This is a genomic window from Enterobacter sp. HNDS-6, assembly GCF_039850505.1.
Classification (GTDB): Bacteria; Pseudomonadota; Gammaproteobacteria; order Enterobacterales; family Enterobacteriaceae; genus Enterobacter; species Enterobacter kobei.
The window spans coordinates 3886441-3903808 of record NZ_CP156673.1; the positions used below are offsets into that span (position 1 = coordinate 3886441).

Genomic DNA, 17368 nt, shown 5'->3' on the forward strand with positions numbered 1-17368 from the left:
CAGGATGAAAAATGAGAATGAGTGTCAAACAGTTACGCGCGTTTTTAGCGGTAGCTCACACTCTCAATTTCGCGCACGCCAGCGAACGCTTAAATCTTTCCCAGCCAGCGCTGAGCCTGACGATTAAAAGCCTGGAAGATGCGCTCGGTGGGCCGCTGTTGCAGCGGAGCACGCGCAAGGTTGCCCTCACGCAGGAGGGAGAAACATTTCTGCCGATGGCGCGGCAGCTGCTGGCCGACTGGGATAACGTGGAAGAGGCAATGCACCAGTGCTTTACGCTCCAGCGCGGCAAAATCTCGGTCGCGGCGATGCCGTCGTTTGCCGCCAACGTTTTACCGGAAGTGCTGAAAGCGTTTCGCGATCGCCATGCCGGGGTCAACGTCACCGTGCATGATGTCATCAACGAGCAGGTGATTGAGATGGTGCGGGAAGGGCGGGTTGAGATGGGGATTGCCTTTGAGCCGGCACCCACGCATAACCTGCTGTTTACGCCGCTGGGGCTGGACAGGTTTGTCGCCATTGTGCCGAAAGATTCCGCGCTTGCGGGAAAAAAGCGCCTGGCATGGGAGGAGTTGCTGACGCTGGATTTCATCACCCTGCAGCGCCCTTCGGCGGTACGTCTGATGATGGAGGAGGAGCTGGCGCGGAGCGGCAGAAAGCTGGACGTGGCGCTGGAGAGTCATCAACTGGTGACGGTAGGGCGCATGGTCGCCAGCGGGCTGGGTGGCAGCGCCGTGCCGGCGCTCTGCGAGGCGCAGATGGCTTCCCTGGGCGCGGTCTGTATTCCGCTGGATAACCCGCCCATTGAAAAGTGCATCGGGGTGATCCATCCCGGGCACACGCAGCTCTCTAAAGCGGCGCATGCCCTGCTGGAAACGCTGAAGGATTTTTATCACCCCGCTCAGGGAGCGAGGAACACCTGCGGCACGGCATGAGCCGGATGGCTGCCGACCAGCACCTGCGCGCCATACCAGCGCGCCAGCGTCCCGGCCTGCAAAACGTCCTCCGGTGTCCCCCGGGAGACCAGCCTCCCGTTATGCAGCAGCAGGATACGGTCCGCCCACAGTGCCGCCAGATTAAGATCGTGCAGAACCACGCAGACGTGGAGATGCCCCCGACGGGTCAGGGTTTTCATCAGGCGCAGCAGATGTTGCTGGTGAAAGAGATCCAGTGCGGAGGTCGGTTCATCAAGAAACAGCCAGCCGCGTGGGGCACCGTCGCACCAGAGTTGGGCCAGCGCCCGAGCGAGCTGGATCCGTTGCTGCTCGCCTCCGGAGAGTGCCGAATAGCGTCTGCCCGCCAGGGCTAAACAGCCTGTGATCGCCATGACCTCCTCAACCATTGACGCCTCAGGGGAGCGCGTCCAGGGGGCGCGCCCCATACCGACCACGGCTTCCACCGGCCAGTCGAATCCGGGCTGCGTATTTTGACGCATCACTGCCCGGTAGCGGGCGAGGGTCTCCGTTGGCCAGTCCGCAAGCGGCGTGCCTGCCAGACTGCACCGCCCGCTTGCGGGTGTGAGATAGCCGGTCAGCAGCCGTAATAATGTCGATTTCCCGGCACCGTTAGGGCCAATCAACGCGACCAGCTCACCCTGAGATAAGGTCAGTGATACATCGTCGATCAGCGTCCGTTGCCCGGCGTGAAAGACCAGGTTTTCCGCACAATAGCGTTCAGCCATGCGCACCTCCACGACGAAAGATAAGCCACAGGAACCACGGCGCACCGAGAAGGCTGGTCAACAACCCGACGGGCATTTCCGCCGGGGTGACCAGAGTGCGCGCCAGCGTATCGGCAGCCAGCAGCAGTAACGCTCCGGCCAGCACCGAGCCGGGGATCGCGGCCCGGTGGTCGGCCCCCAGCCACATACGCATCAGGTGTGGGACCACAAGGCCAACAAAGCCAATCACGCCGCTGATGGCCACCGCCGCAGCGACCAGCAGGGCGCTGCACAGCAGCAGGATCCGCTGTACCCGGGCAACATCCACCCCGAGATAGTGCGCCTCTTCATCACCCAGCTGCAGCAAATTGAGTGGACCAGCCAGCCGCCAGATAATCAGAACCGCAGGCACCATCAGCGAGGTCACCGCAAGCAGGGTGGACCACTGCGCCTGCCCGAGGCTGCCCATTCCCCAGAGCGAAAGCTGGCGAAGCTGCGCATCGTTGCTAAGCCAGGAAAGGAGACCGACGGCCGCGCCGCACAGGGCGTTGATGGCGATCCCCACCAGCAGTAAACGGGACAGGGAACCGTGACGCTGCTGGCTGAGCAGGAAGATCACAACGGTTGCAGCCAGCGCGCCGAGGAATGCCGCAACCATCGGGGCGTAAAGCATCATCAGGGCCGGCAACGTGACAGGAATAACCACCCACAGCGCGACCGCCAGCGCCGCGCCGCTGCTGATCCCAAGCAAACCCGGGTCTGCCAGCGGGTTGCGGAACAGTCCCTGCATCACGCACCCGGCCAGCGCCAGCGCGCCGCCAATCACCAGCGCCAGCAGCACGCGGGGCAGGCGAATGGTCAGCCAGATCTGACGCATCGCCTCATCGCTGCCGTTCCACAGCAGGCTGACCGGCAGAGGCAATGCCCCAAAGCCTGTTGCCGTAAGGGTCATGATGCTCAGAATTGCGGCCAGCATCCACAGCGACAGTGCGATCCGCCGGGACATCAGGGCAGTTGCTCCGCTTTAGCACGCAACTGCCGGATGGCTTCCGGCGTGCGCACGCTGAAACCCAGCAGCGCCATGTCATCAATCGCCAGCAGCTGCTTGTGCCGTCCCGCCGGGGTTTGCGCCAGTCCGGGCAGCTTCCACAGATTCGCCTCGCCACCCAGCGCGTTCACGCCGTCCTGCGAAATCACCACCAGGTCGGGCTGGCTGGCAATAATCCCTTCCTGCGACAGCGGCTGATACCGTGTGAAACCCTGCATCGCGTTCTGCAACCCGGCGGCACGAATGGCGGCATCGGCGCCGGTTTGCTGTCCGGCGGCCATGGCGGTCATTCCCCCGTGGTTGAGGATAAACAGCACCCGTTTGTTGAGCGGTTCTGCGGGCAGAGCCGCCACCGCCTGACGTAGCGAGCGGCGCAGGCTCTCTCCCTGCGCTTCACGGTGCGTGGCCTCGGCAATAATGCGGATCTTTTCGTCAATGACGCTCAGATCGTTGCGGCCAGGAACGGTAATCACCCTGACGTGACTGTGTTCAACCTGCTTTAACGCCAGAGACGGCTGCGCCTGGTCGCTGGCCAGCAGCAGCGTGGGACGCATGGACAAAATCCCTTCGGCGTTAAGCTGGCGCAAATAGCCCACATCGGGGAGCGCGTTCGCTGCCTGCGGCCACTGGCTGGTACTGTCGCGTGCGACCAGCGAAGAGTCCGCGCCAAGCGCATAGACAATCTCCGTGACGTCGCCGCCAAGGGTGACAATTTTCTCCTGCGCGGCGGCAAACGCCACCAGCGGCAGGGCGCTCAGGAGGGCAAACCACGTCTTCATGCGGCCAGCCCTTTTGGCGTCAGGGCATCAATCTGGCTACGCCACTGGCTCTGCTCCGGCTCGCCTTCCGTACGCTGACCATAGAGTTGGGCAATTTGCGTGCCGTCTGCGGCAAACAGTTCCAGGCTGGTGACGTGACCGTCTGCAGTCGGTTTGCGCGTGACCCAGCTCTCCGCAATCGTTTCCTCCAGCAGATGCAGGGTAAAGGTGGGGTTAAAGATGTTCAGCCAGCCTTTCATCGGCACGACTTTTTCCACCGCGCCGGTGAAGATCTGCACGCAGCCGCGGTTACCCACGAAGATCATGATTTCGTTGCCGTGCTGGCGCGCGGTTTCCAGCAGCAGTGCCAGCGCGTTGTTTTCAACCTGGCAGGCGAGGTCGTCGCCCACCAGGCGAAATGCCTGCTGGCGGCTGAGGTTGTGGCGTTTCAGCAGGCCGAAGAACTGGTGCACGTCAGTCATCGCACGCCACGCTTTGTCCACGAGGGCGGCATCTGCATTTTCGGCATGCAGCGGGGTCTCGGCAACCTTCAGCTCAAGCGGCGGGTTATCGGCAAAGATAAAGCGGGTCAACACGTCAGCCCAGGCGGCGAGGTCGGTGTTGTCCGTGGTATAAACTTTCAGTACGGCATCACCCTGATGATCGAAAAACTGAATGCTCTGCCGCTCGCCGCGTGCGGTGGTTTCGCTGAGGTGAAACGCGCTTGCCCACTGGTTGAGGAACAGGCGCAGATCCAGTCCGCGCGGGTTCAACACCAGCCCGGCGTGGCCGTTCAGGTGCTGATGGGTGAAGCTGCCTGCCTGCTCGTGAACGGCATAGTCGTTGCGGCAGATGCATTTTGTTTCCCCTACGGCTTCAAGCGCGCCTAAGATCTCGCGAATTTCACCGCGCAGTCGCCAGGCATCATGGCCCACGCGCGCAAAGGTCAGTTCTGCTTCACTGAGGTTCATTAATCCTGCAATATCGCGCGCGTACTTACCCGGGTTTTCTTCTTTTAGCGCCAGCCAGCGCGTGTAGTGATCCATTGTCTTTTCCTTCTGAATAGTTGCCCCGCGGGGAATTACCACTGATAACTCACAAAAATCTTGCCGTTACGACCGTCCTGCGGAATACCCTGAGGAGACCAGTACTCCTTGTCGAAGGCGTTACCCAGCACCAGCGTGGTGGTGATGCCCTTGAGCTGCTCCTGGCCCTTATAGCTGATGTAGATGTCGTTGACCGCATAGCCCGGCTGTTTGCTGTAACTGCTGCTGACATGGGTTGAACGATCGACAAAGGTGCCGATCCAGCCCACGGAGAAGCCGCTTTGTGCCACCGGAATATCCAGCCTGCTGGTGACGGTGTCCGGGTTGATGCTGGAGATGTACTCGCCGGTATCGGTATCTTTTCCGCGCGTGCGGTTATAGGCCAGATCGAGGTTAAACAGGTCAGCCGAGTATTTTGCCATCACGTCCCAGCCCCAGATTTTGGCGTTCGGAACGTTGTACGACATGGTGGTCGCCGCGGCAAAATTGACGGTGGTGGAGATGTAATCTTTGGCTTTGGTATCGAAATAGCTGGCCTTGAACTCCAGCCCGTCGTTGGCGAGCAGCAGGTCGTCAAAGCGCAGGCCAAAACCAAACTCCTGCGTTTCGTTGGTTTCCGGGCGCAGGTTCGGGTTAGGCACCCAGTAGTTAGTGTAGAAACTGCCGATGGAGAAGTGTTTGGCGTCGTTATACATCTCGCCCATGGTCGGGGCGCGGAAGGCCTGAGCGTAAGAGCCAAACAGCATCAGCCAGTCGGTAGGGCTGACGGTTAACCCGGCGCGGGAGGACCACTTGTCTGCATCCACGTCGTCGTAGCCCTCGCTGCTACCCCGATAGTTGTCATAGCGCGTGCCGCCCAGCAGGGTAACGGGCAGATCGCGCAGGGTGATTTCATCCTGCAGCCAGCCGGAGCTAAAGTCGATTTTCGCCTCCGGGAAGCCGGTGGTGGTGCCACCCGGACGTTGTTCCTGACGATAATATTCCCCGCCGTAGGTCAAAAGGTGAGAGGCAAAGGTGTCGCCAAACAGGCGGGTACGGTTTTCTACTTTGCCGCCTTTGGTGGTCTGCTTGCGGAACTCACCGGTGCTGTCGATGTTCTGGGCATTTATGCGCGCCTCTGACCAGTAAACTTTTGCATCGGCGTTCAGCCAGTCGTTCCCTTCCGGCGCCAGACGGTAACCCAGCTGTGCATCACGCTGGATGGTGGAGCGGTCGGTGATGGGGTTGCTGCTGGTGGCATCGGGGGTTTGCGGGTTTTTCGGCTCCTGCGCGGCGTTGTTGTAGTAGCGCAGGGAGCCGCTTAACGTCTGAGCCGGGTCGATTTTCCAGCTGCCTTTCGCCAGCATGTTATTAATGGATTCGTCGTTTGGGGCACGCTTGCCGTCGCTCTGGCGGATATCGCCGCGGTCACGGCTGGACCATGACACCAGACCGTCAAGCGTATCGGTGCGGCCATAGGCGCTGGCCCCCATCCCGAGGCTATGATCGCCCGTCGCACCGGTACCAAACACGCGGTAACCGCTGTTTTTGCCCGGTTCCAGGAGATCTCTGGCGTCAACGGTGTCATAGGAAATCACGCCACCCAGCGCACCGCTGCCGTAGAGCAGCGCCGACGGACCGCGCACAACTTCGATACGTTTGATCAGCGCCGGGTCGAGGAACGTGCTGTTGAGGTGTCCGGTGTCGGTACCCTGACGCACGCCGTCAACCAGCACCAGCACGCCGCGTCGGTCATAACCGCGCAGATTAACGTCCTGACCGTTGGTGCGGCCGGTGCCGTCCAGCATCAGGCCTGGCACGTTACGCAGCAGGTCGGCGGCAGAGCTGGCGGTCTGTTTTTCCGGGGCAGCGGCGTCAATCACGCTCACCATCATCGGGGCTTCGAAGGCGCTACGGGCGTTGCCGGTCGCGGTGACGGTTATTTCATCTGCGGCAGCAAACGCGACGCCCGGCAGGGTACTGACAATCGCCAGCGCCAGAAGTGACGGGCGTAAACATGCGGTATGCAGGTGTGGCATAGCAACTCTCCATAAAGAATCGAAAGCGCTGGCTGCCTGGGGGTCACCTGGGTGGCTGGCGAATGTTTTGGTTTATTTTGTGAGGATCAATTTTCCGGCATTCGTCTGGCGCAGCAGGTAGTGCTGGCCGTCATGCTCGATAATCACCCGGCCCTCATCACCCAGCAGGCTTTTGCTGTCGATGCGACGATCGGTGGAGGCAGGGGCGGGCGCTGTGTGTTTGTTTGCTGGCGTTGCCGCGCGGTTATCCGTAGGTGACATAATGTTTATAAATAACAATCAATGTAACAATGATAATCATTATCAATAAACTGCAATTTCACGGCAAGCGTTTTTGTGAAAATAATGTGACGGGATCAAATTTTGGGGGAAGGTGCGGTCTGATGCCCTCACCCCGACCCTCTCCCACAGGGAGAGGGAGAAGGGCACGAACCGTAGGCCGGGTAAGCGCAGCGCCACCCGGCGGGGGTCAGAAGCGCGTATCTATCGCAGACGCCAGCTTTTCCAGCAGCAGTTCGCTGTCTTCCCAGCTCAGGCACGGATCGGTGATTGACTGGCCGTACACCATCTGCTGTCCGGCAACGATTTTCTGCGTGCCTTCCTTGATAAAGCTTTCGGCCATAATACCCGCGATGGCGGTTGAACCGCTGCGGATCTGCTGGCAAATTTCATCGCAAACGTCCAGCTGGCGGCGGTGCTGCTTCTGGCAGTTACCGTGGCTAAAGTCCACCACCAGATGTTCTGGCAGATCGAATTCGGCCAGTGTTTCGCAGGCGGCGGCGATATCGTCGGCATGGTAATTGGGTTTCTTCCCGCCACGCATAATGATGTGCCCGTAAGGGTTACCGCTGGTCTGGTAGATAGTCATATGACCACTTTTATCCGGCGACAGGAACATGTGGCTGGCACGCGAGGCGCGGATCGCGTCAACAGCGATACGGGTGTTGCCATCGGTCCCGTTTTTAAAGCCGACCGGACAGGAGAGGGCGGAGGCCATCTCGCGGTGGATCTGGCTTTCAGTGGTGCGCGCGCCAATCGCGCCCCAGCTGATCAAATCGGCAATAAATTGCCCGGTCACCATATCGAGAAATTCAGTCGCCGTTGGGACGCCCAGCTCGTTGACCTGGAGCAGCAGCTTGCGTGCCAGTTCGATACCGTGATTCACACGATAGCTGCCGTTGAGATCGGGATCGGAAATCAGCCCTTTCCAGCCCACCACGGTACGCGGTTTTTCAAAGTAAGTGCGCATCACAATTTCAAGGCGATGCTGATACTTATCCCGCAGTCCCTGAAGGCGTTTGGCATAATCCAGTGCTGCATCCAGATCGTGGATAGAGCAAGGGCCAATCACGACCAGAAGACGCTTGTCTTCACCATTCAGGATTTTTTCAATACGTCGGCGGGAGGCCGTAACATGTTCCGCAACCGCGGCGGAAACGGGATGCCGCTGAGCCAGTTCAGCCGGTGTGACCAGGCTGTCAATGCGCGCCGTGCGGAGTTCGTCGGTTTTATTCATGATTTGTCTCAGAAAATTTTTGCTTCATCGGCAGACTACCGGGAAGTGATGGGCATCACATTAAACCAATCCCTGCTGATTTCAAGTTCGGGGCGATACCGCCCCGTTGTTGCAGAGGATGATACCCGAATCTGAGTTAATGTACTAGCATATTAGTACATGCGACGATTAAGTCCCATGATGTCGAGAATTTTGGTGGCGATCTCTTCTACCGAATAGTTAGTGCTGTTCAGCCACGGGATCTGGTTTTTGCGGTACAGCGCTTCCACTTCGGAGACTTCCATGCGGCACTGGCGCATGGAGGCGTAGCGGCTGTTCTCGCGGCGCTCTTCGCGGATCGCGGCCAGACGCTCCGGGTTAATCGTTAGTCCGAACAGCTTGTGCTGCAGCGGCTTGAGCGCAGCGGGCAGCACGAGGTTATCCATGTCGTCGGCAATAAAGGGGTAGTTGGCGGCGCGAATGCCGAACTGCATCGCCAGATAGAGGCTGGTCGGCGTTTTACCGCAACGCGACACGCCAAGTAAAATCACCTGTGCCTGGTCGAGATTGCGCAGAGAAATACCATCGTCATGCGCCAGGGTGTAGTCGATGGCGGCAATACGCGCATCGTATTTGGTCAGGTTGCCAGGGTTCAGCCCATGGGTACGGTGGGCGATAGGCGTCGGGTCAAGCTTCAGCTCGCTCTGGAGCGGGGCCACCAGCGCCTGGACGATATCCTGGCAGAAGCCCTCGCTTTGCAAAATGATGTGGCGAATTTCGGGGATAACGATGGAGTAGAACACCAGCGGACGGACGCCGGTCTGCTGGTAGATGGCGTCGATCTGGTCCTTCACCGCTTTGGCGCGGCTCTCATTTTCCACGAACGGCAGCGTGATGCTGTTAATCGATACGGGGAACTGCGACATGACCGCGTGGCCCAGCACCTCGGCGGTGATCGCCGTACCATCAGAAATATAAAAAACGTGACGATCGACAGCATTATCCATTTTACCCACCCTGAATATCATACGTAATTGTCTGAAAGCATAAATTAAAAAAGTAATTTACACAGCAAAGAACTTATCCTAATTATGAATGAAACACTGTTTTTGATTTTCCTGAAAAGTGGATTTCATTTTTCAAATAGCGACTTTATTTTTGTGGTTAACGGCTGAATATAGAGGAATCATCGGGTTAATCGCTGGTGGGAAACTATCCGAAAAGTTGAAAATTTAAATTGCTTACACGATTCACCGTTTTTTTAGCGCAAATAAATATGCCAGTATAAATACGTAGTCAGGTGTTACTTACTCCGATCAAATATCACAAAAGGATTGTTTCGATGTCCAACAATGGCTCGTCACCGCTGGTGCTTTGGTATAACCAACTCGGCATGAATGATGTAGACAGAGTTGGGGGCAAAAATGCCTCCCTGGGTGAAATGATTACAAATCTGTCCGGTATGGGTGTTTCCGTACCAAACGGGTTTGCCACAACCGCCGATGCGTTTAACCTGTTTTTAGACCAGAGCGGTGTAAACCAGCGCATTTACGACCTGCTGGATAAAACGGATATTGATGATGTGACCGAGCTTGCTAAAGCCGGGGCGCAGATCCGCCAGTGGATCATCGACACACCTTTCCAGCCGGAACTGGAAAAAGCCATTCACGATGCTTACAACCAGCTCTCCGCTGACGATGCGCAGGCATCTTTTGCCGTGCGTTCTTCCGCAACCGCAGAAGACATGCCGGACGCGTCGTTCGCCGGGCAGCAGGAAACCTTCCTGAACGTTCAGGGCTATGATGCGGTGCTGGTGGCCGTGAAGCACGTATTTGCTTCCCTGTTCAACGACCGCGCCATCTCCTATCGCGTGCACCAGGGCTACGACCATCGCGGCGTCGCGCTCTCCGCTGGCGTCCAGCGCATGGTGCGTTCAGACGTAGGCTCATCCGGCGTGATGTTCTCCATCGATACCGAATCGGGTTTCGACCAGGTGGTGTTCATCACCTCTGCATGGGGTCTGGGTGAGATGGTGGTGCAGGGCGCGGTGAACCCTGACGAATTTTATGTACACAAGCCTACGCTGGCCGCGGGTCGCCCGGCGGTGGTGCGCCGCACCATGGGCTCGAAAAAAATCCGCATGATCTATGCTCCAACCCAGGAGCATGGCAAGCAGGTTAAGATTGAAGATGTGCCGCAGGAGCAGCGCGACCGCTTCTCCCTGACCGACGCCGAAGTGCAGGAACTGGCGAAGCAGGCGGTGCAGATTGAAAAACACTACGGCCGTCCGATGGATATCGAATGGGCGAAAGACGGGAACACCGGCAAGCTGTTTATCGTCCAGGCGCGTCCGGAGACCGTCCGTTCTCGCGGTCAGGTGATGGAGCGTTATACGCTGCACGCCCAGGGCAAAATTGTGGCTGAAGGTCGCGCGATTGGTCACCGCATCGGTGCCGGTCCGGTGAAAGTGATCCACGACATCAGCGAGATGAACCGTATTGAGCCAGGCGACGTACTGGTGACCGACATGACCGACCCGGACTGGGAACCGATCATGAAAAAAGCGGCGGCCATCGTCACCAACCGCGGCGGTCGTACCTGCCATGCGGCGATCATTGCCCGCGAACTGGGTATTCCTGCGGTTGTCGGCTGCGGTGACGCAACCGAACGCATGAAGGACGGACAGAACGTAACCGTCTCCTGTGCCGAAGGCGATACGGGCTACGTGTATGCCGATATCCTCGACTTCAGTGTGAAGAGCTCCAGCGTGGATACCATGCCGGATCTGCCGCTGAAAATTATGATGAACGTCGGTAACCCGGACCGTGCGTTTGACTTCGCCTGCCTGCCGAACGAAGGCGTTGGCCTGGCGCGTCTGGAATTTATCATCAACCGTATGATTGGCGTGCACCCGCGTGCGCTGCTGGAGTTTGACGACCAGGACGCGAAACTGCAGAATGAAATCCGCGAGATGATGAAAGGCTACGACTCGCCGAAAGAGTTCTACGTTGGCCGTCTGACCGAAGGGATCGCCACGCTGGGCGCGGCGTTCTACCCGAAACGCGTGATCGTCCGTCTGTCTGACTTTAAGTCAAACGAATACGCTAACCTGGTCGGCGGTGAGCGCTACGAGCCGGAAGAAGAGAACCCAATGCTGGGCTTCCGCGGCGCCGGACGCTACGTGTCCGACAGCTTCCGCGACTGCTTCGCGCTGGAGTGTGAAGCGGTGAAACGCGTGCGCAACGACATGGGGCTGACCAACGTCGAAATCATGATCCCGTTCGTGCGTACGGTGGATCAGGCGAAAGCGGTAGTGGACGAGCTGGCGCGTCAGGGGCTCAAGCGCGGTGAAAACGGACTGAAGATCATCATGATGTGTGAGATCCCGTCCAACGCCCTGCTGGCCGAGCAGTTCCTCGAGCACTTTGACGGCTTCTCTATCGGCTCGAACGACATGACGCAGCTGACGCTGGGTCTGGACCGTGACTCCGGCGTGGTCTCTGAGCTGTTCGATGAGCGTAACGAGGCGGTGAAAGCGCTGCTCTCCATGTCCATCCGTGCGGCGAAGAAACAGGGTAAATACGTCGGGATTTGTGGTCAGGGTCCTTCTGACCATGAAGACTTTGCCGCCTGGCTGATGGAGGAGGGGATTGATAGCCTGTCCCTGAACCCGGACACCGTGGTGCAAACCTGGCTGAGCCTGGCGGAACTGAACAAGTAACGCCAGCATGACCCGAAAAGGCGAGGATATTATTCCTCGCCTTTTTTATTTCATTTCATATTTGCTCCCCATCACAAATAAAGTAAAAAACCAAATATCATAATTTGTCTGTTAATTTAGACAATTGTTAGCGCGCAAAGCGTTGCTAATACTTGAGCCTTACTGCGCATTTCTCTTCAGAAGATGCGCAACTGGTTGAAATACGTTTTAACCTGATAAAAAGGCAAATAACAATGACACTTTCCTCTGTATTGCGTACCAAAGATAAAATAGGTTATGGCTTAGGTGATATGGCCAGCGCGCTGGTCTGGCAAACGGCAACGTTATTTCTTGCTTACTTCTATACGGATGTTTTTGGTTTACCCGCGGCCATTATGGGAACCATGTTTTTAGTGGTGCGCGTGGTTGATGCGTTTGTCGACCCGTGCATTGGCGCACTGGTTGACCGCACCCAGACGCGTCATGGTCGTTTCCGTCCCTGGCTGCTGTGGTTTGCCATTCCTTTTGGCGTGAGCTGCCTTATCACCTTCTATGTACCGGACGTCGGGCCGACGGCTAAAATCGTTTATGCCTGCCTGACCTACGCTATCCTGAGCCTGATTTACTCCGCGATTAACGTGCCTTACTGCGCCATGCCGGGCGCACTCACGCTGGACCCGCGCGAGCGTCACTCCCTGCAGTCATGGCGCTTTGGTCTGTCATTTATTGGCGGGTTGATTGTGACGGTTATCGCCTTGCCGCTGGTCTCACTGCTGGGCCAGGGCAACGTGCAGAAAGGCTATTTCTATGCCATGAGCCTGATGGGGCTGCTGGGCATTGTGCTGTTCTTCTGCTGCTTCCTGATGACCCGCGAGCGGTATTCTCCGCGCAATGATACCTCCGGCTCCATGCTCACCGATTTAAAACTGCTGGGCCGCAACAGCCAGTGGCGTATTGTGTTCCTGTTTAATATTTTGCTGCTGACCGCGGTGGTAACGCGCGGCTCCGCCACGATGTATTACGTGAACTATGTGCTGTTGCGCCCGGATCTGGTTTTTGCCTTTATTGTTTCCGGAATGGTGGCCTCCTTAAGCGGCGCATTATTATCTGAACGGCTGCTGGGTAAATTTGACCGCGTTCGTGCTTACCAGTGGACGATTATTTCCTTCGTCATTTTCGGCGCGCTGATTTTCTTCCTGCCGCCTTCGCAGGTCTGGCTGATCTTCGGCCTTAACATTGTCTTTAGCTTTATTCAAAACCTCACCACGCCGCTCCAGTGGACCATGTTCTCCGATGTGGTCGACTACGAAGAGCATCGCAGCGGCCGTCGCCTGGACGGGCTGGTCTTCTCCACCGCGCTGTTTGCCATTAAATTTGGCCTGGCGCTGGGCGGGGCGGTGGTGGGCTGGGTACTGGGCATGGTGGATTACGCGCCGGGCCAGGCAGCCCAGACGCCGCACGTATTGTCGACCATTAACGCGCTTTTCACCCTTATCCCCTGCGCGCTGTTCCTCTGCATGGTGGCGCTACTTTCCATCTACAAGCTTAACAGCCGGCTGGTGGATTCCATCGCCCGTGAGCTGGCCAGCAAGCGTGAGGTAAGACCCGAAGCGGGGCAGCTCAGCCCGGCAACCCCTTCCGCACTACAGGAGTAAAACATGACAGCTATCTATAAGGACGCGGGACGTCCCGTGCACGAGCGCGTCGCCGATTTACTGGCGCGTATGACCCCGGAAGAGAAGTTCGCCCAGATGCATGCCTACTGGCTGATCCTCGACGAAAACGGTAACCACCGCGAGCGAAGCGATCTGAGCGACGAATTCGCCGGTGTGAGCGAGCAGGCGTCGCTCGGGGAACGGCTAAAACTGGGCGTCGGGCAGATCACCCGCCCGCTGGGCACCCATATTGTTGACGCAAAAACCGGCGTGCGCGCGGCGAACCGCCTGCAACGTATGATGATGGAAGAGACCCGTCTCGGCATTCCGGCGCTGTTCCACGAGGAGTGCCTGGTAGGACTGCTGTGCAAAGACGCAACGCTGTTCCCGTCCTCGCTGAATTACGGTTCCACCTGGAACCCTGAACTTGTGCAGCGTGCAGCAGAGCAGATTGGCAAAGAGGCGCGCTCTGTGGGCTGCCAGCAGGGGCTGGCCCCGGTACTGGACGTTTCCCGCGACGTGCGCTGGGGGCGCACCGAAGAGACCTTCGGGGAAGATCCGTGGCTGGTGGGGGTGATGGCGACGGCATACGTCAAAGGGTTGCAGGGCGACAAGCGCGATCTGCTGGCGACGCTTAAGCATTACGTGGGTCACTCGTTCAGCGAAGGGGCGCGCAACCATGCTCCGGTCCACCTGGGCTTTAGCGAGCTGAACGACACCTTCCTGCTGCCGTTTGAAATGGCGGTCAAGCTGGCCAATGCCGGTTCGGTGATGCCCGCCTATCATGACATTGATAATCAGCCGGGACACAGTGACAGCTTCCTGTTGACCACCGTGTTGCGTGAGCACTGGGGTTTCGACGGCATCATTGTCGCGGATTATGGCGGCGTCAGCCTGCTGCACCAGCACCATGGCATTTCCCACGATGCGGCGGAATCGGCCGCACTGGCATTTAACGCCGGGCTTGATGTTGAACTGCCGAAAGATGACTGCGCACGACACCTCGCAGAGGCCGTTGAGCGTGGGCTGATTTCCATGGCCAAAGTCGATGAAATCGTGGGGCGCGTGCTGACCGAAAAATTCCGGCTGGGGCTGTTTGAACACCCGTATGCCGACGAAAACGGGATCGATCTGCAAAACGAAGCAACCCGCCAGGTCGCGCGGGACGTGGCGACGCAATCTGTCACGCTTCTGGAAAACAACGGCATTTTGCCCCTCGGTGGAAAACCGCGCGTGGCGCTGGTGGGCCCGACCGCAGACGATCCGCTGGCCCTGCTCAGCGGCTACAGTTTCCCGGTTCACCTGATTATCAGCGATATGGTGGAGGAGACTTCGCAGGTGACGACTCCGCGCGCGGCGCTGGAACATTACCTGGGCGCAGCGAACGTGCGCTACGCCAAAGGGTGTCACATTATCGAAAAACGCATGGCGGGTGCACCTGTCTTCCCTGGCGACAGCGGCGGTAAACCGATGCAGCAGTCACCGGTGTCGCAGAGCACCGCCTTGATCCCCGAGGCGGTAAACGCTGCGCAGCAGAGTGATGTGGTGGTGGCCTGCGTCGGCGACCTCGCTGGGCTGTTCCAGAGCGGCACGGTAGGGGAAGGCTCCGATACCGACTCGCTAAACCTGCCCGGCGTGCAGCAACAGCTACTGGACGCGCTGGTGGCAACCGGAAAACCGGTCATCGTTGTCATGACCGGCGGGCGTCCCTACAACCTGCAGGGGCTGGAGGATAAGGTCGCGGCGTTGATGATGGCATGGGCGCCAGGGCAGGAAGGTGGCTGGGCGATTGCGGACGTGCTAACCGGTCGCGCCGAGCCGCAGGGGCGCCTGGTGGTGAGCGTGCCGAAAAGCGCCGGCGCGATGCCGTATTACTACAATCACAAGCTGAAAAGCGGCGGGACGCCGTTCGCGTTCCACTTCGGTGCACGTTATCCGTTTGGTTTCGGTCTCGGCTGGACGCAATTTAGCTGGGGAGCCGCGAAGGTAGCGGCAGCGAGCGTGCCAGTCGACGGCGAGGTGGTCATCAGTCTGGATGTCACCAATAACGGCGAACGCAGCGGCAGCGAAGTGGTGCAGGTTTACGTCAGGGATAAGGTCGCCACGCAGGTACGACCGCTCCAGGAGCTGAAGGCCTTCCAGCGCGTCACGCTCTCGCCGGGGGAGACCGCCACGCTGAACTTTACGCTGCCGGTGGAGATGTTTAATTTCACCCGTCGTGATGGCAAGCGCATTGTTGAGCCGGGTGAGTTTGAACTGCAGATTGGCGCATCGTCGGCGGACATCCGTGAGATCGTGTCGGTCAACGTCACCGGGGAGACGCGGGTTGTACCTGCTGAATGGCGGATGATCAGTACCTGTGAAGTGACACGCGCGTAGTCAGGATAAAAAAAAGCCCATCGTGGGAGATGGGCAAAGACTACACACAGCAATTCGTTGTTTCACTCAGGGGATTTCCATGCTTATAAATCAAGGTGTTGATCTATAACCGTGAGCTAATAGTAGGCATGTGCGCTTTTAGCGTCGATCAGATTCGTCTCAATAGTTAAAGAGAAGTAAAGATTTCTTGAGGTTTATAGCAGACTTACTGTTGAAAGGGCGGGTCTGACCAGTGTACAACGAATAAATACTTTAGCAGCGTTTAAGTATTATGGGGAAGAATGTAGGCCGGGTAAGCGTTAGCGCCACCCGGCAACAAAACTTAATGCGTGTTCTTCTCTTCCAGTTCGCCCAGAATCACGTCCGGGTCAGTTTCCGGCGGTGGAATTTCATGCACCCAGGCGGAGAACAGACGCCAGGTCACGGCGAGCAGTACCGGGCCAATAAACAGGCCAATCATTCCGAAGGCAATCAACCCACCGATCACCCCGGAGAGGATCAGAATCAGCGGCAGGTCTGCGCCCATGCGGATGAGGATGGGGCGAATCACGTTATCCATGGTGCCGACCACGCAGCTCCACACCAGCAGAACCGTTCCCCACGTGGTGTCACCTGTCCAGTAAAGCCAGATAATGCTGGGAACCAGCACCAGTAAGGGGCCCAGTTGCGCAAGACAGGTCATCAGCATGACAACGGTAAAGACGGTCGCGTACGGGACACCGGAAATCGCCAGGCCGATACCGCCCAGCACCGCCTGTACCAGGGCCGTTACCACCACGCCAAGCGCCACGGCGCGCACGGCCTGTGCCGCCAGCAGCACGGCGGCATCGCCGCGTTTGCCCGCCAGTCGGGTGGCAAAGTGACGAACGCCTAACGCCACCTGCTCGCCGCGCCAGTAGAGCAGGGCGCTGAACAGCAGCATCAGGGTACAGTGCATCATAAAGCGACCAATATGGGCCGCCTGACCCACAAACCAGGTGGTGGTGGTGCCAATATACGGACGCACTTTCGCCATCAGCGCGCTGCCGCCCATCTCCAGCAGGCTGTGCCAGCCGCTATAGAGTTTGGCACCCACAACAGGGATGCTGTTCAGCCAGGCGAGATCCGGCAGCGTCAAATCGCCACTGGTAACGGCACGAATCACCGGACCACTAGAGTCCACCAGGCTATTAACCAGCAAGGCAATCGGAATAATAAACAGCAGGAACAACAGTAGCGTCATCACCAGTACGGCGAGACCGCGACGGCCGAACAGCAGTTTCTGCAAACGCAGCAGCAAAGGCCAGGTAGCCACCACAACGGTTCCGGCCCAGGCGAAGCCGAGAATAAAGGGTTGAACGATCCACAAGCAGGCAATAATCATGAGGGCCAGGAACAGCACCGACAGCAAAATTTGCGCAACATCCCTGGGCTGGCGAACATTGACCATAAATAAAACTTTCCTTAAAAGAACGCCAGTATGGCTGGCGGGAACGGAAAACCGCGTCTCTCTAATCATTAATGATCTCAGCGGTTTTTGACAGGCGGATTTTGCCCGTAATTCTACGAAGCACATAAGAAAAAAATGTGATAAAACTTTCCAGACACAACGCAAACGATTTCACATTAC

13 protein-coding genes and 1 other RNA gene are annotated in these 17368 nt (G+C 58.1%); 4 read left to right on the plus strand and 10 right to left on the minus strand.

Features of this window, described 5'->3' with window-relative positions:
* Positions 1-11: 11 nt before the first annotated feature.
* A complete protein-coding gene (locus ABFI50_RS18220; RefSeq protein WP_045135067.1) occupies positions 12-935 on the plus strand; it encodes a LysR family transcriptional regulator in 924 nt (307 codons plus the stop codon).
* Here ABFI50_RS18220 and ABFI50_RS18225 read toward each other — a convergent pair.
* The 8 genes from ABFI50_RS18225 to ppsR form a co-directional block, all read right to left on the minus strand.
* Positions 902-1681 (minus strand): heme ABC transporter ATP-binding protein, encoded by a 780-nt coding sequence (locus ABFI50_RS18225; protein ID WP_063613963.1) that lies wholly within the window; start codon positions 1679-1681, stop codon positions 902-904. The two genes, ABFI50_RS18220 and ABFI50_RS18225, sit on opposite strands and share 34 nt — an antisense overlap.
* A complete protein-coding gene (locus tag ABFI50_RS18230; RefSeq protein ID WP_023332781.1) occupies positions 1674-2666 on the minus strand; it encodes an iron ABC transporter permease in 993 nt (330 codons plus the stop codon). Before ABFI50_RS18230 ends, ABFI50_RS18225 begins: the two co-directional genes overlap by 8 nt.
* Positions 2666-3487, minus strand: a complete 822-nt coding sequence (locus ABFI50_RS18235; RefSeq protein WP_063613964.1) for a hemin ABC transporter substrate-binding protein — start codon at positions 3485-3487, stop codon at positions 2666-2668. The genes ABFI50_RS18230 and ABFI50_RS18235 overlap by 1 nt, the downstream gene beginning before the upstream one ends.
* Positions 3484-4512, minus strand: coding sequence for a ChuX/HutX family heme-like substrate-binding protein (locus tag ABFI50_RS18240; RefSeq protein WP_063613965.1), 1029 nt, complete (start codon positions 4510-4512; stop codon positions 3484-3486). The genes ABFI50_RS18235 and ABFI50_RS18240 overlap by 4 nt, the downstream gene beginning before the upstream one ends.
* 35 nt (positions 4513-4547) lie before the next feature.
* Positions 4548-6530 (minus strand): TonB-dependent hemoglobin/transferrin/lactoferrin family receptor, encoded by a 1983-nt coding sequence (locus ABFI50_RS18245; protein WP_063613966.1) that lies wholly within the window; start codon positions 6528-6530, stop codon positions 4548-4550.
* A gap of 72 nt (positions 6531-6602) precedes the next feature.
* On the minus strand, positions 6603-6791 hold the full coding sequence (hemP, locus tag ABFI50_RS18250; RefSeq protein ID WP_014883508.1) for a hemin uptake protein HemP: 189 nt from the start codon (positions 6789-6791) through the stop codon (positions 6603-6605).
* A gap of 208 nt (positions 6792-6999) precedes the next feature.
* Positions 7000-8046, minus strand: a complete 1047-nt coding sequence (gene aroH, locus ABFI50_RS18255) for a 3-deoxy-7-phosphoheptulonate synthase AroH (RefSeq protein WP_014883509.1) — start codon at positions 8044-8046, stop codon at positions 7000-7002.
* Between the two features lie 152 nt (positions 8047-8198).
* Positions 8199-9032, minus strand: coding sequence for a posphoenolpyruvate synthetase regulatory kinase/phosphorylase PpsR (gene ppsR / locus ABFI50_RS18260; protein ID WP_014883510.1), 834 nt, complete (start codon positions 9030-9032; stop codon positions 8199-8201).
* Between the two features lie 335 nt (positions 9033-9367).
* Between ppsR and ppsA the strand changes: the two genes are divergently transcribed.
* The 3 genes from ppsA (at position 9368) to ABFI50_RS18275 (ending at position 15759) form a co-directional block, all read left to right on the plus strand.
* A complete protein-coding gene (gene ppsA, locus ABFI50_RS18265; protein ID WP_014883511.1) occupies positions 9368-11746 on the plus strand; it encodes a phosphoenolpyruvate synthase in 2379 nt (792 codons plus the stop codon).
* Positions 11747-11979: 233 nt separating this feature from the next.
* A complete protein-coding gene (locus ABFI50_RS18270) occupies positions 11980-13380 on the plus strand; it encodes an MFS transporter (RefSeq protein ID WP_014883512.1) in 1401 nt (466 codons plus the stop codon).
* 3 nt (positions 13381-13383) lie between these two features.
* On the plus strand, positions 13384-15759 hold the full coding sequence (locus ABFI50_RS18275) for a glycoside hydrolase family 3 N-terminal domain-containing protein (protein WP_347484731.1): 2376 nt from the start codon (positions 13384-13386) through the stop codon (positions 15757-15759).
* Positions 15760-15764: 5 nt separating this feature from the next.
* Here ABFI50_RS18275 and rprA read toward each other — a convergent pair.
* Together rprA and ydiK are read right to left on the minus strand one after the other, a co-directional pair.
* An RNA gene (gene rprA, locus ABFI50_RS18280) (antisense sRNA RprA) lies at positions 15765-15872 on the minus strand.
* 209 nt (positions 15873-16081) lie between these two features.
* Complete coding sequence (gene ydiK, locus ABFI50_RS18285) at positions 16082-17188, minus strand: AI-2E family transporter YdiK (RefSeq protein ID WP_347484733.1); 1107 nt, start codon at positions 17186-17188, stop codon at positions 16082-16084.
* Between the last annotated feature and the right edge of the window lie 180 nt (positions 17189-17368).